The sequence below is a fragment of the Halobacillus sp. GSS1 genome (assembly GCF_017307035.1).
In the GTDB taxonomy this organism is placed as follows: Bacteria; Bacillota; Bacilli; order Bacillales; family Halobacillaceae; genus Halobacillus; species Halobacillus litoralis.
This window is the reverse complement of record NZ_JAFLHE010000001.1, coordinates 1165486-1191583: the sequence shown is the minus strand read 5'-3', so window position 1 is coordinate 1191583 and position 26098 is coordinate 1165486. Positions and strand designations below refer to the sequence as shown.

General features: G+C 41.9%; 24 protein-coding genes and 1 other annotated feature. Of the genes, 19 read left to right on the top strand and 5 right to left on the bottom strand.

From position 1 onward, the window contains the following. Positions 1-10: 10 nt before the first annotated feature. Positions 11-481: a hypothetical protein gene (locus J0K78_RS06295; protein WP_206945845.1), complete on the top strand. Its 471-nt coding sequence runs from the start codon at positions 11-13 to the stop codon at positions 479-481. Positions 482-773: 292 nt separating this feature from the next. On the opposite strand, the gene J0K78_RS06290 is transcribed toward J0K78_RS06295, so the two are convergent. Next, entirely contained in the window at positions 774-959 is a 186-nt protein-coding gene (locus tag J0K78_RS06290) for an aspartyl-phosphate phosphatase Spo0E family protein (RefSeq protein ID WP_206945844.1), read from the bottom strand. 516 nt (positions 960-1475) lie between these two features. After that, positions 1476-1865 (bottom strand): thiol-disulfide oxidoreductase DCC family protein, encoded by a 390-nt coding sequence (locus tag J0K78_RS06285; RefSeq protein ID WP_206945843.1) that lies wholly within the window; start codon positions 1863-1865, stop codon positions 1476-1478. A 373-nt stretch (positions 1866-2238) separates the two neighbouring features. Between J0K78_RS06285 and J0K78_RS06280 the strand changes: the two genes are divergently transcribed. Next, the gene (locus tag J0K78_RS06280) at positions 2239-2412 is read left to right on the top strand and encodes a hypothetical protein (protein WP_206945929.1); all 174 of its coding nucleotides are present in this window, start codon (positions 2239-2241) and stop codon (positions 2410-2412) included. A gap of 82 nt (positions 2413-2494) precedes the next feature. On the opposite strand, the gene sda is transcribed toward J0K78_RS06280, so the two are convergent. Next, positions 2495-2641 (bottom strand): sporulation histidine kinase inhibitor Sda, encoded by a 147-nt coding sequence (gene sda, locus J0K78_RS06275; protein WP_202412530.1) that lies wholly within the window; start codon positions 2639-2641, stop codon positions 2495-2497. Positions 2642-2992: 351 nt separating this feature from the next. Between sda and J0K78_RS06270 the strand changes: the two genes are divergently transcribed. The 8 genes from J0K78_RS06270 to J0K78_RS06235 all read left to right on the top strand — a co-directional run bounded on the left by J0K78_RS06270 (position 2993) and on the right by J0K78_RS06235 (position 12776). Then, on the top strand, positions 2993-3973 hold the full coding sequence (locus J0K78_RS06270) for a tetratricopeptide repeat protein (protein ID WP_206945842.1): 981 nt from the start codon (positions 2993-2995) through the stop codon (positions 3971-3973). A 146-nt stretch (positions 3974-4119) separates the two neighbouring features. Next, complete coding sequence (tig, locus tag J0K78_RS06265) at positions 4120-5406, top strand: trigger factor (protein ID WP_206945841.1); 1287 nt, start codon at positions 4120-4122, stop codon at positions 5404-5406. Positions 5407-5740: 334 nt separating this feature from the next. Next, complete coding sequence (gene clpX / locus J0K78_RS06260; protein ID WP_089652698.1) at positions 5741-7018, top strand: ATP-dependent protease ATP-binding subunit ClpX; 1278 nt, start codon at positions 5741-5743, stop codon at positions 7016-7018. A 257-nt stretch (positions 7019-7275) separates the two neighbouring features. After that, positions 7276-9606: an endopeptidase La gene (lon, locus tag J0K78_RS06255; protein ID WP_206945840.1), complete on the top strand. Its 2331-nt coding sequence runs from the start codon at positions 7276-7278 to the stop codon at positions 9604-9606. Then, positions 9596-10183 (top strand): ribosome biogenesis GTP-binding protein YihA/YsxC, encoded by a 588-nt coding sequence (yihA, locus tag J0K78_RS06250; protein ID WP_160915500.1) that lies wholly within the window; start codon positions 9596-9598, stop codon positions 10181-10183. The genes lon and yihA overlap by 11 nt, the downstream gene beginning before the upstream one ends. Before the next feature lie 258 nt (positions 10184-10441). Further along, positions 10442-11272 carry a transporter substrate-binding domain-containing protein gene (locus tag J0K78_RS06245; protein ID WP_206945839.1) on the top strand — a complete coding sequence of 277 codons (831 nt, stop codon included), beginning with the start codon at positions 10442-10444 and terminating at the stop codon, positions 11270-11272. A 137-nt stretch (positions 11273-11409) separates the two neighbouring features. Then, complete coding sequence (locus J0K78_RS06240; protein ID WP_160915608.1) at positions 11410-12024, top strand: amino acid ABC transporter permease; 615 nt, start codon at positions 11410-11412, stop codon at positions 12022-12024. Positions 12025-12053: 29 nt separating this feature from the next. Beyond that, complete coding sequence (locus tag J0K78_RS06235; protein WP_206945925.1) at positions 12054-12776, top strand: amino acid ABC transporter ATP-binding protein; 723 nt, start codon at positions 12054-12056, stop codon at positions 12774-12776. 668 nt (positions 12777-13444) lie between these two features. On the opposite strand, the gene J0K78_RS06230 is transcribed toward J0K78_RS06235, so the two are convergent. After that, entirely contained in the window at positions 13445-13933 is a 489-nt protein-coding gene (locus tag J0K78_RS06230) for a LiaF transmembrane domain-containing protein (protein ID WP_370551068.1), read from the bottom strand. 242 nt (positions 13934-14175) lie between these two features. Here J0K78_RS06230 and hemA point away from each other — a divergent pair, with 242 nt between their 5' ends. The 7 genes from hemA to spoVID all read left to right on the top strand — a co-directional run bounded on the left by hemA (position 14176) and on the right by spoVID (position 21486). Next, positions 14176-15549 (top strand): glutamyl-tRNA reductase, encoded by a 1374-nt coding sequence (gene hemA, locus J0K78_RS06225; protein WP_206945838.1) that lies wholly within the window; start codon positions 14176-14178, stop codon positions 15547-15549. Positions 15550-15561: 12 nt separating this feature from the next. Further along, positions 15562-16380 (top strand): cytochrome c biogenesis protein, encoded by an 819-nt coding sequence (locus J0K78_RS06220; protein WP_160915494.1) that lies wholly within the window; start codon positions 15562-15564, stop codon positions 16378-16380. Between the two features lie 18 nt (positions 16381-16398). Beyond that, positions 16399-17328 (top strand): hydroxymethylbilane synthase, encoded by a 930-nt coding sequence (gene hemC, locus J0K78_RS06215; protein ID WP_206945837.1) that lies wholly within the window; start codon positions 16399-16401, stop codon positions 17326-17328. Beyond that, positions 17328-18092, top strand: a complete 765-nt coding sequence (locus J0K78_RS06210; RefSeq protein ID WP_206945836.1) for a uroporphyrinogen-III synthase — start codon at positions 17328-17330, stop codon at positions 18090-18092. The genes hemC and J0K78_RS06210 overlap by 1 nt, the downstream gene beginning before the upstream one ends. Before the next feature lie 2 nt (positions 18093-18094). Further along, positions 18095-19072 (top strand): porphobilinogen synthase, encoded by a 978-nt coding sequence (gene hemB, locus J0K78_RS06205; protein WP_206945835.1) that lies wholly within the window; start codon positions 18095-18097, stop codon positions 19070-19072. Between the two features lie 24 nt (positions 19073-19096). Further along, on the top strand, positions 19097-20389 hold the full coding sequence (gene hemL / locus J0K78_RS06200; protein WP_206945834.1) for a glutamate-1-semialdehyde 2,1-aminomutase: 1293 nt from the start codon (positions 19097-19099) through the stop codon (positions 20387-20389). Between the two features lie 110 nt (positions 20390-20499). Next, positions 20500-21486, top strand: a complete 987-nt coding sequence (gene spoVID / locus J0K78_RS06195) for a stage VI sporulation protein D (RefSeq protein WP_206945833.1) — start codon at positions 20500-20502, stop codon at positions 21484-21486. Here spoVID and J0K78_RS06190 read toward each other — a convergent pair. Then, entirely contained in the window at positions 21483-21671 is a 189-nt protein-coding gene (locus J0K78_RS06190) for a hypothetical protein (protein WP_089652686.1), read from the bottom strand. The two genes, spoVID and J0K78_RS06190, sit on opposite strands and share 4 nt — an antisense overlap. A gap of 130 nt (positions 21672-21801) precedes the next feature. Further along, positions 21802-22029, top strand: a binding site (T-box leader). Positions 22030-22083: 54 nt separating this feature from the next. Between J0K78_RS06190 and J0K78_RS06185 the strand changes: the two genes are divergently transcribed. Together J0K78_RS06185 and J0K78_RS06180 are read left to right on the top strand one after the other, a co-directional pair. Then, positions 22084-24726: a valine--tRNA ligase gene (locus tag J0K78_RS06185; RefSeq protein ID WP_206945832.1), complete on the top strand. Its 2643-nt coding sequence runs from the start codon at positions 22084-22086 to the stop codon at positions 24724-24726. A 51-nt stretch (positions 24727-24777) separates the two neighbouring features. Beyond that, on the top strand, positions 24778-26082 hold the full coding sequence (locus tag J0K78_RS06180; protein ID WP_206945831.1) for a bifunctional folylpolyglutamate synthase/dihydrofolate synthase: 1305 nt from the start codon (positions 24778-24780) through the stop codon (positions 26080-26082). Positions 26083-26098 lie beyond the last annotated feature (16 nt).

Here is a 26098-nt window from a genome sequence, read left to right as displayed (position 1 = left end):
GAAGCAAACAGTGAATACTTTAGAAATTATAGGGTTATTGGGTAGTGTGGCGAGTATAGGTTCTGCAATATTTGCCGCATATAAGGCAAGAAAAGCAAAAGAGTATAGTGATATATACCACACGACTGACACTAAAGAAAAACTTCAAAATGTATTTACGAAATTAGAGCATTTGCAGGAAATTATGTATAAGTTAAATTCGTCTGAAACACGTGGAATAATCAAAGATAAAGAACTGAAAGAATATAAAGATATTCGAGACAAGCTGAACTCGATTATCAACTTAGTCCCTTCCAATTACAATATAATCATAACTCATCTGAATAACATGGTAGCTAAAGTAGACTCCTGTATTCAGTCTGAAAGTGTTATGAACTCTACTGATCTTTTTTCTTTTAAAGGTAATATTCCGGTAATACTCGGTGAGGTGAAAAAAGAGTTAGAATCCTTAAGGAGTAATTTAACACGATTACAACAGTAGCCTCGCTATTTAACGCTCAATTCTTTTGGCAACGTAACCCTTACGTTTTCACTTGCCTGGATGAACGGTTCAATGGTAAAATTGTGTAAACCGGTTGAGTTCGCTAGATGAACGTATCAACCAACGGACAGGCTAACGGGTACTACATGCCCGGTTTTGAGCGTTCGGGAGTTCGAATCTCTCCTGGGACGCTAAATGAAAAACTGTTTCTTTTGCTTATAGCAAAAGAAACAGTTTTTTTGTGCTTAACAAGCTCAATCATTCAAGAGATAGGGTACATCCCATTCCACATTCAAAGCATTAAAATGGACATAGCGATTATAAATGGTTTTTGGCACAAGCGTCTGAATTTATTTAGCATAGCATCAAGTTCCTGAGATTTAGTAAGAGCGTGGTTGTAATTTTGGTCGATCAGAAAGGCTTGGTACATTTCCCTTCTTTTATCTTCAATTTCATTTTTTAATTTTTCGCAATCCATAATAAATCCCCTTTTTTACATTACTTTACCTTATGTAATTGACGTAGAGTGAAAATTTGAAACCATTTTGAAAAAATTTCATAATTATCAATTATTTTCTTGCTTTGGAAGGATTAGATGGAAATTAGGCGATCAGAAATTTTTCTTGCACTTACTTATACAAATGCTTTAGTTATACCTTTGAAGTGAACATAGTAGGAAAGCATTCATTCAATCTTAGAAACTAATGTGTATCTACTGAATCTATGAACAAGTTTTTCAAGAAAGTAATAACCATCATGGTGCTGTTGGGTGTGAGGAAATAAAAAATAGAAGGTGGCGGTAAGAGTTTGTGGGGATAACTATACTAATAACGCTACTTCAGGAAGCAGGCTCAAAAAAGATATTATTTTCCATTGGCAAAAAAGCAGTAAGGGTTGACCTGGAAAATATTTACTTTGTAAATCCGTGAGTGGTGGTCTTTTAAGCAACGAAAGAAGCGTCCTATCATTAGGCGCTTCTTTTTTGTAAAGGAGTTTACAAAAAGCGTCTCCTAACTTCTGGTGAAGGGAGTTGACAGGCTTCCTCTCTACCGAACCATTTGTAACGATTCTTAGACAAGAATTTGTACGCTCCATCCCTTATCCGTTTAGGAACAATAATCATGGCAAAACCAATCTTCCAAACACCCTTCAAATGCTTACATACTCTTAACGCAGCTGAAGAACGAAGGTAAGACTTTGAGCCATCAATAAGAACAATACTATCCACTTCCTTAGGAATATCATGTTGTCTCATCAATGATTGTCCAGCATGGCTTTGTTGAGAAGCAAATTTAAAATGTGCTTCGGGATCTCTTTTTATAATGAATTGCACACTTTGATTGCAAAAATGGCATTCCCCGTCAAAAAGGATAATTCGTTCCATATTCCATCACCTCTACGATCATTTTACCATGTTTTACATCAGTGGTTCTTAAAAAGGTTTGCATAAGGTGGGGCACATATCACGTATTCTTCATACGCTATGGTGTAGAGGAGTGATTCGTTTGATAGCCTTCACTTATATGCTGATTGGTATGTTTTTTTGCTTACAGCAACAAGAACCAGTAAACCAGAGTAGAGAAGAGAAGTCCATATACATGTTCGTGTTATTAGGGTGGGTCATTCTTTGGCCTCTATTCTTAATCCGTGTATTACTTAAAGGTAAATAAAGGGTACAGAAGATGGTTTTAACTCACATACATGCTCCTTCTCCCGGAAACAATAGTAATGGCTATAAAAGCCAAGCGATTTGAGGAGTGATCAGGATGGAGAAGAAGAATGTTCAGTGGTTGCCGATTGTCGCTTCTATCGGAATCGGTGCTGCCACCTACAGCATGATGACTGGTCAGGCAGGGCAGTTGCAGAACGCTATCCCGAGCATTGCTAAAATGTCAGGGCAACGTCAGAGCAACCCAACCTCTAATCAATAAAAGAAAGGGTGTGCTACTTAGCACACCCTTTCTCATTTCCTCTATAGAAACGTTCTCGTTAAGGAGAGCGTTCGATGTCGATTCATGTCAGTTGGAGATTTCCTTTAGGCAATTCCATAGATCGCTTATCAATTTCTTTCGTCAATAAGTGGACGAATTCATCATCTAATTGAAGTTTCACGGATTCTATGTACGTTTCCAGCAATGTTTGATCATCTAGCAATGACAAAACGATACATCCCCTTAAATTTTATGATTCGGTGAAATTTTATTCACATTCACTTATTTTAGCAAAAAAATCGGAATCTTCATGAGTATAAAGTCCTGTTTTCTGCTAATATCAAACATTTTCAGATAATTTAATAAAATGATGTTTTTTCATAGTGAAATCGTTTGTCCTTCTTTGTATTTACTTAACGAATAGTGACGGATCGGAAACGGATTTGAGATGGAGATGTGTATTCTTTGTGTTTCTTATGAATATACTTTAGTATATCCTAATAAGCTAAATGAATAGAGGTTTAAAAACATAGGATAAGGATAGAATGTGGAAGTATAAACTCTTAGGGAAGGGTGTCTTATGGAAAATAAAAACGGGAACTTAGTGATGTTCCCAAAATGGAAAACCGCTCTGGAACGTAGAGGGCTGGACGCGTTAAAGGAAAAAAGATATAAAGATGCTTCAGAAGCCTTGGAGCCCCTTGTGGAGTATGGTGTTGCAAATGGGGATGTGATCACAGGACTTCTGATGAGTTGGATTGAACTTGGGTTGTATGATGAAGCGGAAGAATTGTGCCAAAAGCAAATGAAGGAAGACTATGAACAGTATTACCATTATTTACATATCTATATCACCATCTTATTTCAAAGAAACCAGTATGAAGAAATCATCAATCTTTTGGAAGAAGTGTTCGAATCAGAAGATATACCACATCAGAGTCGTACGCAACTTTGGCAGATGTTCGAAGTGAGCAGGAAACTTCTTGAAGATCGTCATAAAGAGGAAGGTACCAAGTATTTTGATGAATTTAAATATGCCCTGGATTCTGATGATATACATAAGCAATGGCAAGCGGTTGACCAATTAAAAAAACAGTCTCCTGACCTTTTTTCGGATGAGTTTCAACGGGTTTTAATGAATGAGAAAGTTCACCCGATTATTAAATCATCCATTTTAGAATGGTTCCGGGATGCCGGTTGGACGGAGGAATTGACCATTAAGAAATTTGGGCAGACATCAACCGTCGTACCTTCGGAATTAACACAGCTTCATTCCGATTACATCATTAAACAGATACAAATGAGACTCGGTCAAATTGAACAAAACAACCCGACCATGTATGAAATGATCAATCGTCTTTTATATCATTATTGCTATGTGCGTTATCCAATATTTCCTAATGAAAGGGAAGTCCCTATTCTAGTCGAAGCCCTTAAACAATTAGGACATGATTATCTACAGCTTCCATTGCCTGTGAATGAGGAATTGGAAAACGTGGAGAAATACAAATCAGAAATCGAACTATGTGAACAGCATTACGTGTTGATCGTAGGTGAATAAATGAACAGCTCACGGCTTGAAAGGCTGTAGGATTATGTTATAATGTAGTGGTTGCAAACGAGATTCGTATGTAAAAAGAGTCATAGAATCGTCAGATCATCGTCTTCGGACGAAAATGAATGAATAGATGTTGGAGGGAATTTTTTATGTCAGCAAAATGGGAAAAGCAAGAAGGCAATCAGGGGACTTTGACAGTAGAAGTACCTGCAAGTGAGTTCGACAAAGCACTTGACCAAGCCTTCAAAAAAGTAGTTCAACAGGTTCAAGTACCTGGATTCCGTAAAGGTAAAGTACCTCGTAAACTTTTCGAACAGCGTTTCGGAGTGGAGTCGCTTTATCAGGATGCCCTTGATATTGTTCTTCCACAAGCTTACACAGAAGCTGTTGAAGAAACTGGAATTGAGCCAGTCGATCGTCCTGAAGTAGACGTTAAACAAATTGAAAAAGGCCAGGATCTTGTATTCACTGCTGAGGTTACAGTGAAGCCTGAAGTGAAACTGGGCGATTACAAAGGACTTGTCGTAGAAGAGCAGGATACTGAAGTATCAGATGAAGATGTTGAAAACGAACTGAAGCAGATGCAGGAGCGTCAAGCAGAGCTAGTCGTTAAAGAAGATGCTGCGGTTGAAAATGGCGACACAGTCGTTATGGATTTCGAAGGTTTCGTTGATGGCGAAGCGTTTGAAGGTGGACAGGCAGACAACTACTCTCTAGAAGTTGGATCCGGTTCCTTTATCCCAGGATTCGAAGAACAGCTGGTTGGTAAGAAAGCAGGAGAAGAAACAGACGTTGAAGTAACTTTCCCTGAAGAATACCACGCAGAAGATCTAGCTGGTAAATCTGCGACATTCAAAGTTAAACTTCATGAAGTAAAAGGAAAAGAACTTCCTGAGCTTGATGATGAGTTTGCGAAAGATGTCGACGAAGAGGTCGAGTCTCTTGATGAACTGAAGAAGAAAACTCGTGAGCGTCTTGAAGAGCAGAAGAAAACAGACGCTGAAAACAGCAAGCGTGACACGCTTGTAACACAAGCTTCTGAAAATGCTGAAGTTGAAATTCCGGATGCTATGGTGGATACAGAGCTTGACCGCATGGTACAGGAATTCGAACAGCGTCTGCAAATGCAAGGCATGACAAAAGACATGTACTTCCAATTCACTGGTCAAGACGAAGATGCCCTTCGTGAGCAGATGAAAGAAGATGCAGCGAAGCGCGTGAAAACGAACCTAACTCTTGAAGCGATCGCAGAAGCGGAAAATGTCGAAGCTTCTGAAGAAGATGTGAACGCTGAACTTGAGAACATGGCTTCCATGTACCAAACAGATGTTGCTCAATTGACGCAAATGCTTGGCGGTAATACGGACATGATTAAAGAAGATCTTAAAGTCCGCAAAGCTATTGACGTTCTAGTTGCAAATTCTAAAGCTGAATAATAAACTAAGAAGACAAGGTGCATGATCGCACCTTGTCTTCTCATATATTTCTATATTAAAGAGTATAGAGGTAGAGAATAATGGGGAAGATAGTTGATACTTCTCCAGCTGTTTACATACAATAGTACTGGTGCTCCATCGTTTGACTTATCTGCAGTTGAATTACATAATGAGGATGGTGCAGAAAAAGTTGCGCACACCTCTGAAAAGGTATTGCTTTTTTGTTTGAAGTTAATCTGATATGATGAGCAAAAGAAGTGAAGTGGGAACGTAAGCGTCGTATCATGAAACTTCAGTCGCAACGATTGCGTCATTATAATAAGGGGTGAAACGAATGTTTAAATTTAACGATGAAAAAGGACAGTTGAAATGTTCTTTCTGCGGTAAAAGTCAGGAACAAGTCCGTAAGCTCGTAGCAGGACCTGGCGTATATATATGTGATGAATGTATTGAACTTTGTACAGAAATCGTTGAAGAAGAGCTGGGTAATGAAGAAGAAGTAGAATTCAAAGAGGTACCGAAGCCTCAAGAAATTCGTGAAATTCTAAGCGATTACGTAATTGGCCAGGATCAAGCCAAAAAGAACCTGTCCGTAGCCGTTTATAACCATTATAAGCGTATCAATGCAGGTGTGAAAAATGATGATGTAGAACTTGCGAAAAGTAACATCCTCATGCTTGGGCCTACAGGTAGCGGTAAAACTTTACTCGCTCAAACGTTGGCGCGTATTCTTAACGTACCATTTGCCATTGCTGATGCTACTTCCTTAACAGAAGCTGGTTACGTTGGTGAAGATGTTGAGAACATTCTGTTGAAGTTGATTCAAGCAGCAGATTATGATGTTGAGAAAGCGGAAAAAGGAATCATTTATATCGATGAGATCGATAAAGTGGCCCGTAAATCAGAGAACCCTTCCATCACGAGAGATGTCTCTGGTGAAGGTGTACAGCAAGCGCTACTGAAAATACTTGAGGGAACTCAGGCGAGTGTACCGCCACAAGGTGGACGTAAACATCCTCATCAAGAGTTCATCCAGATCGATACAACCAATGTATTGTTTATCGTTGGAGGAGCTTTTGACGGTATTGATCAGATCATCAAACGTCGTCTGGGCCGTAAGGTGATTGGCTTTGGTTCTGAACAAGCAGCTGATGAAGCGGAGAAGAAAGAATTGCTCACAAAAGTGCTTCCAGAGGATTTGTTAAGTTATGGTCTAATTCCGGAATTCATCGGTCGTCTTCCGGTCATCGGCAGCCTGGAGCAGCTTGATGAAGATGCGCTTGTTGAAATTCTTACAAAACCGAAAAATGCGCTTGTGAAGCAGTATCAGAAACTCTTCCAAATCGACCATGTGGAGTTGGAAATGGAAGAAGATGCGCTTCGTGAAATCGCACGTCTAGCTATTGAACGTAAGACAGGTGCTCGTGGATTGCGCTCGATCATTGAAGGAATCATGCTGGACGTCATGTATGAACTTCCTTCCCGTGATGACATTGAGAAATGCATCATTACCAAAGAGACAGTCACTGCTAAAAATGGACGTCCTAAGCTGGTCTTGACAGATGGCACTGTTGAAGATGAGAATAAGCAATCTCCTAAAGAGAGTGCGTAAACCTTAAGGAATAAAATCCAAGAAGCCGTGCTACGAAAATGATGTAGCACGGCTTCTGTATTATTAAATTGACAAAGAGCTACATAAGCATGAAAGGCTGGTTTCTGTTCATAATAAAGTATTAGAGGAGTGAGCCCCTTGACAGTAGTTGGTTAGGGGATTTCGGTGTTGGAATCATTTGGGGCCGTTTCGTTTACTTTCCAAGTACATTTCTATATGATAAAAATACGTAGCTGCAATAATCGGAGGTGCAAGATATGTCGGACAAACAGAGAAAAAAGATACCTCTACTTCCTCTCAGAGGGCTGCTTGTGTACCCTTCAATGGTCCTTCACCTAGATGTGGGGCGTGAAAAGTCGGTACAAGCGTTGGAACAGTCCATGATGGATGATAATGAAATTTTACTTGTGTCACAAAAAGAAGTGAATATTGATGAACCCTCAAAAGATGACCTCTATGAAATTGGAACGATTGCCCGGGTAAAACAGATGGTTAAATTACCTAATGGCACCAATCGAGTCCTTGTAGAAGGTTTATATAGAGCCCATGTCGATCAATTGGTTGATGATGAGGACTTTTATTATGCGAATATCACTAAAATTGAGGATGAGCATGTAGGAGAAAATGAAGAAGAAGCCCTCATGCGAATGTTGATGGATCAATTTGAGAAATTCGTAAAAGTTTCTAAAAAAGTAAGTCAGGAAACCTTTAATACCGTATCCGATATTGATGAGCCGAGTCACATGGCCGACATGATCGCTTCCCATTTGCCTGTGAAACAAAAAGAGAAGCAGTCTATTCTTGAAACAGCTAATGTGAAAGAACGGCTTCAAAAGCTTGTCGACATGATTGGCAATGAACGTGAAGTCCTTCAAATCGAACAAAAGATCGGTAAAAGAGTAAAGAAATCCATGGAAAAAACGCAAAAGGAATATTACTTGCGTGAACAAATGAAAGCGATCCAAAATGAACTTGGTGATAAGGATGGAAAATCAGGAGAGGTCGCTCAACTTAAAGAAAAAATAGAGCAGGCCCATATGCCTGAGCGAGTAGAAGAAATCGCTTATAAAGAACTTGGAAGATATGAAAAAGTCCCACAAAGCTCCGCAGAAAGTTCTGTAATCCGTAATTATATTGAATGGCTTGTGGCTCTGCCATGGTCGAATGAGACGGAAGATAACCTGGATGTGAACCGTGCAGAGAAGATTTTGGACGAAGATCATTATGGTTTGGAGAAGGTTAAGGAGCGCGTTCTTGAATACTTAGCCGTTCAAAAGCTGACTCAAACAATCAAAGGACCGATCTTGTGTCTGGCTGGACCTCCAGGGGTCGGAAAAACTTCTCTTGCCAAGTCCATCGCTCGTTCCATCAATCGAAAATTTGTTAGGATCTCTTTAGGTGGAATCCGTGATGAAGCCGAAATCCGCGGTCACCGTAGAACTTATATCGGGGCTATGCCCGGACGAATTATTCAGGGGATGAAACGTGCAGAAACCGTGAACCCTGTATTTTTACTTGATGAAATTGATAAAATGGCAAGTGATTTCAGAGGGGATCCTTCTTCAGCCATGTTGGAAGTCCTTGACCCGGAACAAAACGGTACGTTCAGTGACCACTTCATTGAAGAGAACTACGATTTATCTAAGGTTATGTTTGTAGCTACAGCCAATAATATTTCAAACATCCCCGGTCCATTGCGTGACAGAATGGAGATTATAACCATTGCCGGTTATACGGAAGTTGAGAAAGTTCATATTGCTAAAGAGCATCTGCTTCCTAAGCAAGTTAAGGAAAATGGTTTGAAGAAAGGTCAGCTTCAATTACGAGATGATGCGCTTTTGAAATTGATCCGTCGGTATACAAGAGAAGCGGGTGTTCGTGGTTTGGAGCGTGAATTGGCGAGTTTATGCAGAAAGGCTGCTAAAATCATCGTTTCTGGTGATAAACAACGGGTAGTAGTAACCGAAAAGCAGCTGGAGGAGCTACTTGGCCGTCCGAAATTCCGTTATGGACGTGCTGAACTAGAAGATCAAATTGGAGCTGCTACCGGTCTTGCATATACAACTGCAGGTGGAGATACTTTATCCATTGAAGTTTCCATATACCCTGGAAAAGGTAACCTTACATTAACAGGGAAACTTGGAGATGTGATGAAAGAATCCGCACAAGCGGCATTCAGCTATATCCGCTCAAGAGCGAACGAACTGAACATCGACCCTGAGTTTGTGGAAAAGAACGACATCCATATTCACGTACCTGAAGGTGCAACCCCTAAAGACGGCCCTTCAGCAGGTATAACGATGGCGACTGCCCTCGTATCGGCACTGACAGGTCGCCCTGTCCGTAAAGAAGTAGGTATGACAGGTGAAATTACATTAAGAGGACGCGTGTTGCCTATTGGCGGATTAAAGGAAAAATCCTTGAGTGCCCACCGTGCAGGATTAACGAAAATTATCATCCCGGATCAGAACGAAAAAGATTTGGAAGATATCCCTGACAGCATTAAGGAAGGTTTAACTTTTGTCCCTGTGAAGCATTTGGATGAAGTATTAGAACAAGCATTAACGGAGGCAGTACATGAAAGTTAACACGGCAGACATCGTCATCAGTGCGGCGAGCAAAAAGCAGTACCCAAAAGCACCGATTCCTGAGATTGCACTGGCAGGAAGGTCGAATGTTGGTAAATCATCATTTATCAACCGTATGATTCAACGAAAGAATTTAGCGAGAACTTCATCGAAGCCCGGTAAAACTCAAACGTTGAATTTCTACATCATCAATGATAAATTTCACTTCGTCGATGTACCTGGATATGGGTATGCGAAGGTTTCTAAAAAGGAACGCGCGAAGTGGGGAGAAATGATGGAAGAATATTTTGCTGAGCGTGAGCAATTGAAAGCGACAGCTTTAATTATCGACATCCGTCATAAACCAACAGAAGATGATCAATTGATGTACAATTATTTGAAACACTTCGAGCACCCTGTTATGGTCATCGCGACAAAGCTTGATAAAATCAAAAAAGGCCAGCGACAGAAACAGCTTAAAATGATTTATGATGTGCTGGAAATGGAAGAGGAAGATGCGTTAATTCCTTTCTCATCCGAAACGGGCGAAGGTAAGGATGTTGCATGGAAAACCATGCTTTCGCACTTAAATTTATAAGAAAAAAACGACTTCCCTAATTAGGGAAGTCGTTTTTTTATGTCCTATGTATATTCATGCAAATATTTATTATATTAAAGCAAATTCATGCATTTATAAGGAAAGGATTGTATTCCGAAGGTCAGGCTCATCATCAGCAATATTTCGTATTTTTTGGACGATGTACAATTTTGGGAATTGTTTGATAAATAGATATAATTTAAAGTGTCGCTATTATTACAGAAAAATGACAAATTGATGAAGGGGAGAATTTTGGTTATGAGAAAATATTTACTGATGATTACCCTCAGCATCTTCATGATCTTAGCTCTTGCTGCCTGTGGCGGAAGCGAGGATGAAGAAGGAAATTCAGGGGATTCGAATGAAACGGATACTGGTGATTCCTCAGAAGAAACAGCTTATGACCTTGTTGAAGATGGTCAGTTTACGTTTGCTGCTTCTGGTGAATTCCGACCATTTAGTATGACAGATGCAAGTGGGGAAATGACAGGTTTTGATATTGATGTTGCGAATGCCATTGCTGAGGAGTTGGGCTTGGAGCCGAATCCTCAAAAGCAGAAGTTCGCGAGTATCGTAGAAGGTGTGAAGACCGGTCGTTTTGATGCGGCAGTTGCAAGTCATACCATTACGGAAGAAAGACAGCAGGAAGTAGATTTCTCTACTCCTTACTATTATTCCGGGGCACAAATTTTCACACGTCCAGACAGTGATGTAGAAACACTTGAAGACTTAGAGGGAATGGAGATCGCCATATCTAAAGGCTCTACTTATAGCACGTATGCAGAAGAAGTGACAGAAAACATCAAAACATATGACAGTGATGTTGTAGCCTTACAATCGCTCGCAAAAGGTCGTCATGATGCTGTAATTACAGATTTCTTGACTGGGAAGGAAGCTTCAGGAGAAGGCCTTGAAATTGAAGCGAAAGAAATGATTGAGCGTAGTGAACAGGCTGTTGCTGTAGCAAAAGAAAACGAAGCCTTACTTGAAGAAATCAATGCAGCTCTAGAAACACTTCGTGAAGATGGAACACTTGCTGAAATTAGTAAAGAATACTTTGGGGAAGATATTACGACTCTGCCAGAGTAAATGCTCGTTTTTCATTTGAAGACCGAAGTTAAGAAGAGTGCGCAATGAGCGTACTCTTTTTGACATTATAGAGGAGTTGAAATCAATTGTATTTGTATTCTGCGAACTTTTGGACTGCACTGATAGATAGCCGTGGCATGTTTTTTGAAGCTGCTCAAATGACCCTGGCCCTTACTGCAGTCTCTATATTAATTGCGATCGTCATCGGGTTAATGTTTGCCTTTATGAAAATATCCAAAATCAAACCGTTGGAATGGCTTGCGAATGTGTACATTTATGTGGTGAGGGGAACCCCACTAATTGTTCAAATCTTCGTGTTTTATTATGGTTTAACGGAAGTGTGGATGATCAGTGGATTCTGGTCTGTAGCTCTAGGTCTTGCCTTTCACAACGGCGCCTATATTGCAGAGATTTTCCGAGGATCCATCCAATCGATTGGAAAGGGGCAGACAGAAGCAGGTCGGTCCCTTGGAATGAGCGGTACGTTAACGATGCGCCGCATCATCCTGCCTCAGGCTTTTAGACGTGCATTGCCTCCGCTTGGGAATCAGTTTATTATTGGTTTGAAAGATTCATCGTTGGCTGCATTCATCGGTGTATCAGAAATATTTGCTGTAGCCACCACTCAAGGGGCCAATACATTCGACTATATGACCTGGTTGCTCGTAAGTGCCGTATGGTATTTGATTCTCGTATTCCTACTGACGCTAGTTGTCAGTGCGATTGAGAAAAAAATGGCTGTGAGTGACTAACAGAGGAGGAAACACAATTGTCAGAGCAAATGATTCGAGTCAATAAATTGAATAAATCGTTTGGGGATCTGCATGTCTTGAAAGATATTGATTTTCATGTAGAAGAAAGTGAAGTGGTTGTACTCATCGGTGCCAGTGGGTCCGGGAAAAGTACAATGCTACGCTGTTTGAACTTTTTAGAAATGAAGAATAGTGGAGAGCTCTTTATTAAAGGGGAACAAATTGATCCTAAAAAAGATAACTTGAACAAAGTAAGACAACAAGTCGGAATGGTCTTTCAGCATTTTAATCTGTTCCCTCATATGACGGTTTTAGGAAACGTCATTGAAGCGCCTACTCAAGTCAAAGGAATTCCTAAAAGCCAGGCCAAAAAAGAAGGCCAGGAACTTCTGGAAAAAGTGGGCCTCGGGGATAAAGCCAATGATTATCCATCAAGGCTTTCTGGTGGTCAGAAACAAAGAGTTGCAATTGCTCGGGCACTTGCAATGAAACCTGAAATCATGCTGTTTGATGAGCCAACATCAGCGCTTGACCCCGAACTTGTCGGAGAAGTTCTAGCCACTATGAAAGACCTAGCGAAAGAAGGAATGACAATGGTCGTGGTCACCCACGAAATGGGATTTGCAAGAGAAGTCGCCGACCGTGTCGTTTATATGCATGATGGAAAAATCGTAGAGTCAGGAGCTCCGAAAGATTTGTTCGAAAATCCACAAGAAGAAAGAACCCAAGCGTTCCTAAGCTCCATTTTATAAAACACAAAACCCCCAGAGGCAGCCTCTGGGGGTTTTGTGTTTTGGTCTTATTGAAAAAGGTATTAAGGAAAATGGCAGGATTGTTTAAGACTCAGTTTCGAGACTTTTGTGAGAGTTTAGGGCTCCGGGAAAAGGTCCGCTTTCCATGGGGCGGGCGGTGAGCCTCCTCAGGCTACGCCTTCCGGGGTCTCACCTGTCCCACGCGTCCCATAGGAGTCTCACCGTTTCCCACCGCCCCTTTACCATGGAATAGATTCTCGAAACCAACACTAAAAGGCAGCTCTTATGATTTTGATAGGCGGATTATAGAATCCCTGCACTTATAAATAAGGTTCTAATCCTTCCCACCTAGGCAGGCAAAAAGGGCTTTGTATCAAGCGATTACGCATTCTAAACGTCCATTGGATAGAGTACATATTATCCATTTCCTATAAACATATAAGCTAATTTTCTAAGTAGTGTTTTCGAGAATCTTCCTTGGCAAAGGGGCGGAGGGGAATGGGGAGACTCCTGCGGGAAAAAAGTGCAGGGTGAGACCCCGCAGGACGCAGTCCGAGGAGGCTCACCGCGCTCCCGCGGAAAGCGAGTCATCCCCCGTAGCCCCAACCCACTGCACAAAAGTCTCGAAACTGAGTCTTCAACTAAAGGGAGCTTTAGTTGAAGATGGGTTATTTCTTTTTTAATAGATAAAAGCCAAAAGCGACCAGGGCAAGTGGCCAGAAGCGTTCGATTAATTGGAAAACGCCCTGGATCCATTGAAACCATGTAGGATTTGTAGGAGCGAACATGGCAAACAGCCCGATGCCTAGAAATAAAAGGGCAGGAATCAGTCCATTTTTTGTTTTCCTATAATGCAATAGAAAAGCTACCCCGAGAATAATAAGGTACATACCCCAATGATCGCGCCAAAACGGAACATGATCAACGGCTGTAAAATGCAAACCGAAACCAGTTAAAATCACACCAGTGAACAAGGAAGAATGGTCTTTTGTCCAATAACTATGTAATAGGAAGGCGAGGCCTATGAAAATTACTAGAGTGGGCCATGAGTAAAATGGGGCAAGTATGGGAATATTGAGATGACGAAGGAAATAGTAAACGCCCAACCAGATGAATAAAAGTCCAATAAGGGAATTTTGTTTATTCAGTGTAATCACATCCTTTCCTATTTTACAAAAATGTCGGATCCTTGCGATAATGCGTAGGTTTTGGTATATTACAAACGGATTATAATTTAAAGTTTTTCTAAACAAATCGTTATTATTTTCTATACCAACTAATTTTATCCTATCATAAGGGATTCAAAATCTGTTCATATTTCGAACGAAAAATCGATCTGATTTTGTGATATACTAATGGATATGTGATAAGTCTTGAACGTTTAATGGGGGTAGATGAAATGCACATTTTAGCTATCGGTCTTAATTACAGAACAGCCCCTGTGGAAATTCGCGAGAAGCTCACATTTTCTGAGGATAAGCTCACAGAAGCTATGCAGCACCTCAACATACAAAAAAGTGTTTTGGAAAATGTGATTATTTCTACATGCAACCGAACGGAAATCTATGCGGTTGTGGATCAAATCCACACAGGCCGTTATTATATCAAACAGTTTCTGGCCGACTGGTTTGAGATCGACAAAGAAGAGTTCTCTCCTTTTCTTTCCATTTATGAAACCGACGGAGCGATTGAACACCTGTTGCGCGTCACGGCAGGACTGGATTCTATGGTTCTGGGAGAAACTCAAATTCTCGGTCAAATGAAGCAGGCATTCCTGCAGGCACAGGAAGCAGGGACAACAGGGACGATTTTCAATCAGTTGTTCCGTCAAGCGGTCACCATGGCGAAAAAAGGCCATAAAGAGACGGAAATCGGTGAAAACGCTGTATCTGTCAGCTATGCGGCGGTAGAGCTTGCTAAGAAGATTTTTGGTGATCTTGTACACAAGCATATCGTTATCCTGGGTGCAGGAAAAATGGGAGAATTAGCAGCTAAGAACCTTCATGGCTCTGGTGTGCGGAAAGTTTCGGTCGTCAATCGCACATTGGCTAAAGCTCAAAACGTAGCTGATCAATTCAATGGACATCCGCACACGATGGACGAGCTTGAAGGTGTGTTGGAAGATGCTGATATTGTCATCAGCTCTACAGGTGCCACAGATTATGTCATTACAAAGGAAAAGATGGACCCAATTCATAAAAAACGAAAAGGGAAGCCTCTCTTCTTTGTAGACATTGCTGTTCCAAGAGATTTAGATCCGGCAATGGAAGCTCTGGAAAGTGTATTCTTGTATGACATTGATGATCTGCAGGGAATCGTAGATGCGAATCTGGCTCTTCGTAAACAGGCAGCAAAAGAAATTGAGATTATGATTGAAGCAGAAATTGTGGAGTTTAAGCAGTGGCTGCAGACGATCGGTGTGGTTCCTGTGATTTCCGCTCTTCGCTCAAAAGCTTTGAATATACAGGCAGAAACGATGAAGAGTATTGAAAGAAAGATGCCCGAGCTTACCGATCGAGAACGGAAAGTGCTAAGTAAGCACACAAAGAGTATCATCAATCAAATGTTGAAAGAACCGATCTCTCAAGCGAAGGAAATGGCAGCTCAGCCGGATTCAGAGGAAACCCTGCGTTTATTCACTCAAATCTTTGGTATTGAAGAGCAGGTGAAAAAAGAGGCGGAAGAACAAGAAAAAAAGAACAGCGTGAAGGTGAAGAACGATACAGAGGCCAGTGATTCCATCTCCATCATCAGCCCTGTAGCCCATTCATAAGGTGGAAATGAAATGCTTGAATTCAAATGGGTTTACGAACTTATCCTTTTTCTATATGGATTGAGTATCATTGGATACTTCATCGACTTTGTACAAAATAACCGGAAGGCGAATATTACTGCCTTCTGGTTACTTAGTATGGTTTGGGTTTTGCAAACCTTCTTTTTACTCTCGCAGGTCTTTGTCAAAGATGATTTTCCAATTATGACGGTTTATGATGGATTATATTTTTATTCGTGGATTTTAGTGACGTTCTCCCTCATCATTAATCGTCTTTTTAAAGTGGACTTCCTTGTATTCTTCACCAATGTGGTCGGTTTTTTGATTATGATCATCCACATTTCTACGAGAGCACAAAATGTCTTGGAAAACAGGGGAGTGGCTCTTGTTAATGAGCTTCTTGTCATCCATGTCAGTTTAGCGATCATTTCTTATGGGTTCTTTACCTTATCGTTTATCTTTTCTGTCATGTATTTACTGCAGTACCGCTTATTAAAGAAAAAGAAATGGGATGCCAAACTATTTCGTCTTGGTGATTTGACGAAGCTGGATCACTTCTCTTATGTTTCCATTATATTAGGGGTCCCACTGTTATTAATCGCCATTATTTTAGGGGTGGTTTGGGGATATGTCTCTACGGCCGTGTTTTATTGGTATGATTCTAAGACACTCGGGTCGTTACTTGTATTAGTCGTCTATGTCGTTTATTTGACGCTGAGAGTCATAAAAGGTTATCAGGGACGGACGATCGCCATATTCAATGCAGCAGCTTTTCTGTTTCTATTGATCAACTTCTTTTTATTTGGTTCATTATCTAACTTTCATTTTTAGTTTCGAGGAGGAAATGTTTTGAGAAAAATTGTCATCGGATCACGCAAGAGTAATTTAGCGATTACACAAACAGAATGGGTGATCGAACAGTTGAAACAGATCGATCCATCCTATGATTTTGAAATCAAACGTATTTCAACGAAAGGGGACCAAATCCTTGACGTGACCCTTTCTAAAGTAGGCGGCAAGGGTCTCTTCATCAAAGAGATTGAACAGGCGATGTATGATGGTGAAATTGATATGGCTGTTCATAGTATGAAGGACATGCCTGCGGTTGTTGCAGAGGGCTTGATGGTGGCGGCTGTTCCGATTCGTGAAGATCACCGGGATGCTTTTGTATCGAATGGCAATGTGGCTCTTAAAGACCTTCCGGCTGGAGCAATCGTTGGAACAAGCAGTTTGAGACGTGGGTCCCAAATCAAGGCTGTACGCCCGGATGTTGAAATTAAATGGATCCGCGGAAATATAGACACACGTCTTCGAAAGTGTAAGGAAGAGGATTACGATGCCATTGTTCTCGCAGCTGCAGGCCTGAAACGTATGGGCTGGGATGATGATGTTGTAACCGAATATTTAGAGCCTGATGTCTGTGTGCCGGCTGTTGGGCAGGGGGCGCTTGCCATTCAATGCCGCGAAAACGATTCAGAACTACGCGATTTCCTAAAAAAATTGAATCATGAGTACACCGAAACAACGGTTTCTGCTGAACGCAAATTCCTCCATGATTTGAATGGAGGCTGTCAAGTTCCGATTGGTGGTTATGCCTACCGTAAGGGAGAGGAAATTGTCTTGACAGCGCTTGTCGGAACGCCTGATGGAAAGACCATCTTGCATGAAACGGTTTCTGGTACAGATCCAATTGAAGTAGGGAAAGAAGCAGCGGATCGTTTGAAAGCTCAAGGAGCTCAGGAGATCGTGGATCGTGCTAAAGAGGAGTATGACCAATAATGCAGCCATTGCAGGGGAAGCGAATTCTCGTGACGAGAGGACAGTCCCAGGCACGCTCATTTATTGACAGAATAGAAGCAGAAGGCGGGGGTGTGTATCATACTCCCCTTCTCTCCTTCCAATTGAATGATTCTGAATCTCATCAAGAGGTTTTGAAACGACTTCACGACTATTCCTGGGTGTTTATCACAAGCGCGAATGGCGTGAAGTTTTTTTTCGAGCTTCTTAAAAAGTACAAGGTGAAGGTTCCGCCGACCCTTAAATTTTCTATCATTGGATCGAAAACTGAGAAACGTTTAAAAGGTTTTGGAATAAAGGCTGACTTCATCCCTTCCAAATACCATGCGTCTTCGATGGGAAAAGAATTCCTTGCCCGCTATCCTCAACCTGGTCCTATTTTGTACATAAGAGGAAATCGTTCAAGAGACGCTCTTCCCCGCATGTTTGATGACAAGGGTGTATTTTTCCATTCCATGACTGTATATGATACGCTACTAGTGGAAGAAAAAAAGGCTCAACTCCTTGCGTGGATTCAGGAACGAAAGATTGATGCATTAACCTTTACAAGTCCGTCGACCGTACGTGCCTTTGTCTCTATGGTCGAGAAAAAGGGGCTTGAGATTCCCTGTTTTTGTATCGGTCCGACGACAGCCAAGGAAGCAGAAAAATGTGGGTTTACGAACGTTCACGTCCCGGAACAGTTCACCATCACCCATATGTTAAAACAGATGACTTACTATTTTTCTAACGAAGGGAAAAGATAAATATGAAAGATTTGCAGTTTAAACGCCACCGTCGCTTGCGCCGAACGGATTCCATGAGAGCGCTTGTAAGAGAGACTCATCTTCGTACAGAAGATTTAATCTATCCGATTTTTGTTGTAGAAGGAGAAGACATCAAAAATCCAGTGGCTTCGATGCCGGGCGTCCACCAAGTCTCCCTTGATCATTTGAATGAGGAAATGGATGAGCTTGTACGTCTGGACATTAAGTCTGTGATTGTCTTTGGTGTTCCTGCAGAAAAAGATGACGTAGGAAGTCAAGCCTATCACGAGGAGGGGATTGTGCAGCGTGCGATCCGTCAAATTAAAGAAAACTTCCCTTCTTTAACCGTAGTGGCCGATACTTGTCTATGTCAATATACCGATCATGGTCATTGTGGAATTGTCCGTGATGGGGATATTGCCAACGATGAGTCTTTGACTTACATTACAAAAACTGCGGTGACGCAAGCGAAGGCAGGTGCCGATGTCATTGCCCCATCCAACATGATGGATGGTTTTGTTGCAGCTATTCGTGAGGGGCTTGATGAAGAAGGATTCAGCCACATTCCGGTGATGTCATACGCGGTTAAGTATGCTTCATCTTTTTACGGCCCATTCCGTGATGCAGCTCACAGTTCTCCTCAATTTGGTGACCGCCGTGCGTACCAGATGGATCCAGCGAACCGTCTGGAAGCATTAAGAGAGGCTGAGTCAGATGTAGAAGAAGGTGCAGACTTCTTGATTGTTAAACCTGCACTTGCTTATCTTGACATTATGCGAGAAGTGAAAGATCGTTTTAACTTGCCACTGGTCGCTTACAATGTCAGTGGTGAATATTCGATGATCAAAGCGGCGGCACAAAATGGCTGGGTCAATGAAGAAGAAATCGTTCTTGAAAAACTGACCTCTATGAAACGGGCAGGCGCGGATCTAATTATTACTTATTTCGCTAAAGACGCTGCTCGTTGGTTAAATCAATAAAGCGGACAGAAAGGGTGTCGGAGAATGAAAACATTTGATCGTTCAAAACAAGCCTATACGAAAGCAGTAGAATTAATGCCAGGTGGAGTGAACTCTCCAGTACGTGCATTTAAATCTGTCCAAATGGACCCGATTTTTATGGAAAAGGGTGCAGGTTCAAAACTGTATGATCTGGATGGCAATGAATATATCGATTATGTCTTAAGTTTTGGCCCCTTAATTTTAGGTCATGCCGATGAAAGGGTGACAGAAGCTTTAACCAAAGCCACGGCCAATGGAACAAGCTTCGGTGCCCCTACAGAAATGGAAAACGAATTGGCTTCCCTTGTGAGAGAACGGGTGCCTTCTATTGAGATGCTGCGTATGGTGAATTCAGGAACAGAAGCCACGATGAGCGCCCTTCGAGTGGCTCGTGGATACACAGACCGCGACAAGATTTTGAAATTTGAAGGGAATTACCACGGCCATGGAGACTCCTTGCTGATCAAAGCAGGCTCGGGTGTAGCGACTCTTGGACTGCCAGACTCTCCTGGAGTTCCGGAATCTATTGCACAAAATACGATTACCGTTCCTTATAATGACTTAGAAAGTGTCCGTTATGTCTTTGAAGAATTTGGAGACGATTTAGCTGCTGTCATTATTGAGCCTGTCTCAGGAAACATGGGAGTCGTTCCGCCAAACGAAGGATTCCTGCAAGAGTTAAGAACATTGACGGAAGAGAATGGAACGGTTTTGATCTTTGATGAAGTTATGACTGGTTTCCGAGTGGGGTACCACAGTGCTCAGGGTCACTTTGGTGTGACTCCTGACATGACATGCCTTGGAAAAGTAATTGGAGGCGGTCTTCCTGTAGGAGCCTATGGCGGAAAGCGTGAAATCATGGAACGGGTCGCTCCAGTCGGTGACATCTACCAGGCGGGTACGCTTTCGGGGAACCCGCTGGCAATGACGGCCGGTTATGAGACGATTTCTGCTATGACGGAAGAAGCGTATGCTTCCATTAATAAAAAAGTAGACCGTTTAATTGAGGGTTACGAGCAAGCCGCTGAAAAACACAACATTCCACTGACTGTGAACCGCGCCGGTTCAATGGTCGGTTTCTTCTTTACAAACGAACCTGTTACGAACTTTGAGACAGCCAACCAATCGGATTTGGAAATGTTCACGCGTTATTTCCAGGGAATGATTGAAGAAGGCGTGTATCTGCCACCTTCCCAATTTGAAGGATTGTTTTTATCCGTCAAACATACGGATGACGATATCGAGAAAACAATTCAAGCAGCGGAGAAAGTCTTTTCAGAAATTAAATCGAAGTGATAAAAGCGCATGGGGTCTCCTCATGCGCTTTCGTTATGTATATTACTCTAACTCCCGCATAAGGTGATAATAGAGAAAAGTGTTTATTACCTTAGGGAGGGGACCGTACTTTGCAAAACAAACAAAATGTATTCTCATTTTACTTAGATGAATCCATATGGTTCAAGGAAGGACAGGGCGTACGCGAGTTAATTGGCATATCACTAGAACCTGAAATCACTATTGAAGAACTTGGAGATGAGGTCCGGTTGAAAGGAACGGTCGATCTTGAGGGCGAATACATTCCGACTGGAAGCGGGGATGCCCAGGATGAAAGTCCTCTTGCCGCTTCTGTACGAACCATGGACTCAGTCGAACCATCTGAAGAAGGGGTTCATACGTTCCATCATTCTTTCCCAGTGGAAATCACTGTACCTTTGGAAAGAGTATCGAATTTAGAAGACGTGTTGATCGACATCGAAAGTTTTGATTATGAACTTCCGGCCAATCGTCAACTTCGTCTTCATGCTCATGTGAATATTAACGGCCTGGAAGAAAAACAGCAGGAAGCATCGAATGAACCGAAGTTCGATGAATCAGCAACGGTCGGCCCTGTCAATTTCCAAGACCAAAGTCCAAATGAATCGACGGTTCTTCCGGAACGTGAAGCACCTATTTTCCGAATTGATGAGAAAGAGGATGAAAGTGAGCATGAGGACGACGGCCGCTGGTTTTATAAAAAATCACAAAGCTTCCCGGAATTTTTCGGTCATGCTCAGGAAAATAGTCAGTTAAAACCGGAAGAGCCTTCTTATGATAGTGCGAGTTGGGGAGAAGTCAGTATCGAAGAGTCCAGTAGTGAAGAATCCAGCAGTGAAGAGTCCGATCAAGAGAGTGCTCAGGCACCTGGAGGTATGGACGGGATAAAACAAATCTTCAAACACCTCTTTCCGAACAGAGAGGACACCTATACACAAATGAAAATGTATATCGCCCAGGAAGAAGAAACATTATCCTCGATTGCGGAAAAGTATGACGTATCTGTGAAACAATTAGAACGAGTCAACGATTATAAAGATGATGTTTCTCCTGGGCAGATTGTGTATATTCCGAACTAAATCCATTTATATTTGAAAGCGAGATACAAACCGAGGACCAGGCCGAGGAGGAAGATATCGAAAGTAGTCGGGAAGATAATGGTTCTAAGCGCCTGGAAAATAACGATGGGAAGCAAAGATTTTTCAATGACAAACAACCATGTCCTGCACCAAGGAGGCAGACGGTAACGATACAAACGACTCATTAGGGGCACCTCTTTTCATTGGAGGATATAGGCTCCTGGGCAATCGGCTCAGGGGTTTTCGCCTTTTTCTTTGACGTAGTTGACTAAATGCCTCTTTTTTATATACAATATGTAATATAGTCTTTATACGTGAAATGCTTAGATAGGGAAGAGTACATGAACAATTCCTTCAGAGAGGAAAACAGTCGGTGAGAGTTTTCCAGGAACCCTGTTGATGGAAGGTCGCCCTTGATGCAGCTTCTTTGAACTTAGAGTAGGAGAAGCCGGTTAGAAGCCGTTATTTTTATTTGAGTGTACAGGAAAAATTTCCTGTAAATTAAAGGTGGTACCACGGAAATGAAACCCTTTCGTCCTTTTTTAGGATGAAAGGGTTTTTTTATATTTACAAAGAGAATAAAAGGAGGAAGATCCAATGAATCAACAAGATCTTTCAATGCCCACTAAGTACGATCCGGCAGCTGTTGAAAAGGACCGCTATCAGTACTGGGTGGATGGTAAATTTTTTGAAGCTACAGGAGATAAAAACAAGGAACCTTATACAATCGTCATTCCACCACCGAACGTAACAGGTAAGCTGCACCTCGGCCATGCGTGGGACACGACACTACAGGATATCCTGACACGTGTGAAGCGGATGCAGGGATATGATGTACTCTGGCTCCCGGGCATGGACCATGCGGGGATTGCTACACAGGCAAAAGTAGATGCAAAACTTCGTGAGGAAGGTATTTCGCGTCATGATCTAGGCCGTGAAAAATTCCTCGAAAAATCATGGGAATGGAAGCATGAGTATGCGAAATTCATCCGTGCCCAATGGGAAAAGCTTGGACTTGGACTTGATTATTCCCGTGAACGTTTTACTCTTGATGACGGTCTGTCTGAAGCTGTTAAAGAAGTGTTTGTCACTCTTTATGAAAAAGGCCTGATTTATCGTGGAGAATACATTATCAACTGGGATCCTGCCACGCAGACAGCTTTGTCAGATATCGAAGTGGAATATAAAGATGTGCAAGGTGCGTTTTACCACATGCGCTACCCTTTGAAAGATGAGGAAGGAACGATTGAGATTGCGACTACGCGTCCGGAGACGATGCTTGGAGATACAGCCATTGCCGTCCATCCGGAAGATGATCGCTACAAGCATCTGATTGGTAAGAAGGCGATTCTACCGATTGTTGGCCGTGAAATTGAAATCGTTGCTGACGATTATGTTGATATGGAATTTGGTTCAGGGGCTGTTAAAATCACTCCAGCTCACGACCCTAACGACTTTGAAATTGGAAACCGTCACAAACTGGAACGAATTCTTGTTATGAATGAAGACGGGACGATGAATGAAAATGCAGGCAAGTATAAGGGTATGGATCGCTTTGAGTGTCGTAAGCAAATCGTGAAGGACCTTCAGGAGAATGGTGTCCTTTTTGAAATTGAAGAACACATGCACTCAGTTGGACATTCTGAGCGAAGCGGAGCGGTTGTGGAACCTTATCTTTCTACACAATGGTTCGTTGATATGAAACCACTTGCTGATGCGTCAATTGACTTGCAAAAGGGAGACGATCAAGTACAGTTTGTTCCTGATCGATTTGAAAAGCCGTATCTTCACTGGATGGAGAACACAAGAGATTGGTGTATTTCCAGACAACTTTGGTGGGGGCATCGTATTCCAGCCTGGTACCATAAAGAAACGGGAGAAATTCATGTCGGCAAAGAAGAGCCGAAAGATCCGGAAAACTGGAAGCAGGATGAAGATGTCCTGGATACTTGGTTCTCGTCCGCCCTTTGGCCTTTCTCGACAATGGGATGGCCTGACGAAAATAGTGAGGATTATAAACGCTACTTCCCGACGAACGTACTCGTTACAGGGTATGACATAATCGGATTCTGGGTAAGCCGCATGATTTTCCAATCTCTAGAGTTCACTAATGAGCGTCCTTTCAATGATGTCCTTATTCATGGTCTAGTTCGTGATGCTGAAGGTCGTAAGATGAGTAAATCGCTAGGTAATGGTGTCGACCCTATGGATGTCATCGATAAATACGGAGCTGATTCTCTTCGTTACTTCTTATCTACTGGTTCATCTCCTGGTCAGGACTTGCGTTTCCATTGGGAAAAAGTAGAGTCAACGTGGAACTTTGCTAATAAGATCTGGAACGCTTCCCGCTTTGCGTTGATGAACATGGGCGACCTGAAATATGAAGACATTGATATCACAGGTGAAAAATCAGTAGCGGATCAATGGATTCTCACTCGTCTTAACCAGACGATTGAGCAAGTGACGACAAACATTGATAAATATGAATTCGGTGAAGCCGGCCGTCATCTTTACAACTTCATTTGGGATGATTTCTGCGATTGGTATATCGAAATGGCGAAACTACCATTATATGGAGAAGATGAAGCGCGTATCCATACGACCCGCTCTATCCTCGCTTATACACTAGATCAGACCATGCGCATGCTTCATCCATTCATGCCATTCATCACAGAAGAAATTTGGCAGCATCTTCCTCATGAAGGAGAGTCTATTACACAGGCTTCATGGCCGGTGGTAAGAGAAGATTTCCATAATGAAGAAGCGGTGGAAGAAATGAATCGTCTTGTATCCATTATCCGTTCTGTTCGTAATATCCGTTCAGAAGTCGATACACCAATGTCCAAGGAAATCCAGTTGATGATTCAGGCGAAAGACGATTCCATCGTCAAAGAGCTTGAGAAGAACCGGGATTATTTAGAAAGGTTCTGTAATCCAAGTGAACTGACGATTGCCACAGACTTGCAGGCCCCTGAAAAAGCGATGTCAGCCGTTATTACTGGAGCTGAATTATACCTTCCTTTAGCAGGCTTGATCAACATCGAAGATGAAATCAAACGTCTTGAGAACGAGTGGAAGAAATGGGATCAGGAAGTCACACGTGTTCAAAAGAAACTTTCCAACGAAGGCTTCGTAAGCAAAGCCCCGGAACATGTCGTTGAAGAAGAACGTAAAAAAGAAACAGATTACCTAGATAAACGTGCTAAAGTAGAAGCGCGAATCAAAGAGTTAAAAGCATAAAGAAAGCGGGAGGGTATTCTACGGAGTACTCTCCTTTTTTGAAAAGAGGGAATGGAAATGGAGTATGAAGAAGCAATTGATTGGATTCACTCTAGAGAGAAATTCAAAGTGAAGCCTGGGTTGAAACGAATGGAGTGGATGATGGAGAGGCTTGGTCATCCAGAGAAAAAATTCAGGTCTGTCCATATCGCAGGAACGAACGGGAAAGGCTCTACGCTTTCTTTTCTACGTTATATCCTCCAACAGCAGGGAATGTCTGTAGGAACCTTTACTTCTCCTTACATTGAGAAGTTCAACGAACGAATCAGTGTTGATGGTCAATCCATTCAAGATGAAGCTTTAGCTGAATTCGTGCTTAGAGTTAAACCTCTTTCTGAAGAACTAGGGCAGACGCATTTAGGAGAACCAACGGAATTTGAAATCATAACAGCGGTAGCCATGCTTTATTTTTCCGAGACCTCACTTGATCTTGTGTTGATTGAAACAGGCCTGGGAGGACGATTTGACTCTACCAACATCCTAACACCTGTTCTATCCCTCATCACAAATATAGGACATGACCATATGAATGTTCTGGGTTCTACAATAAGAGAAATTGCGGAAGAAAAAGCGGGCATCATCAAACCTGAAATTCCTGTAGTTACTGGTGTGAAGCAGCAGGAAGCTATAGAAGTAATCACTCAAAAAGCACGGTCCTGTCATTCGAAGGTGTTCAGACTTGGCCGTGACTTTAATATCACTCATCAATCCAGTAGTGATGATGGAGAAAGTTTTGTTTTTGCAAATGAAACGTTCCATCCTGAAACGTTTGTCAGTCAAATGAAAGGACCTCACCAGGTAGAAAATGCATCGTTGGCCATTCAGGCTGCTGAAGTATTAAGAGCTCTTGGAATCCAAATAGATCGAAATCTTTATAGAAAAGGGATTACGTCTACACGGTGGCCCGCCAGGTTTGAGAAAGTGATGGACGCTCCTTTGACCATTATCGATGGCGCCCACAATGAAGAGGGGACGAGCGCTCTTGTAGAAACAGTGAAACGCCATTACGCGGATAAAAGGGTTGTGCTCGTTTATTCTGCATTAGAAGACAAGCCTGTTAAAAAAATGTTGAACCAACTGGAAAGTGTAGTCGACAAAGCTTATATGACAACTTTTGAATTTCCGAGGGCTCTGAAAGGTCATGAGCTGGCTGAATACTCGGATATTGCCGAAACCGTCGCTATTGAAGATTATAAACAAGCCATACAAATAGCCTCTGAACAAGTTGGAGAAGACGGCATCCTGCTCATTACAGGATCTTTGTATTTCATTTCTCGAATAAGGGAATATTTTGAAATTAAAGAAAATTCAAGGTAATATGATGATATTCTGA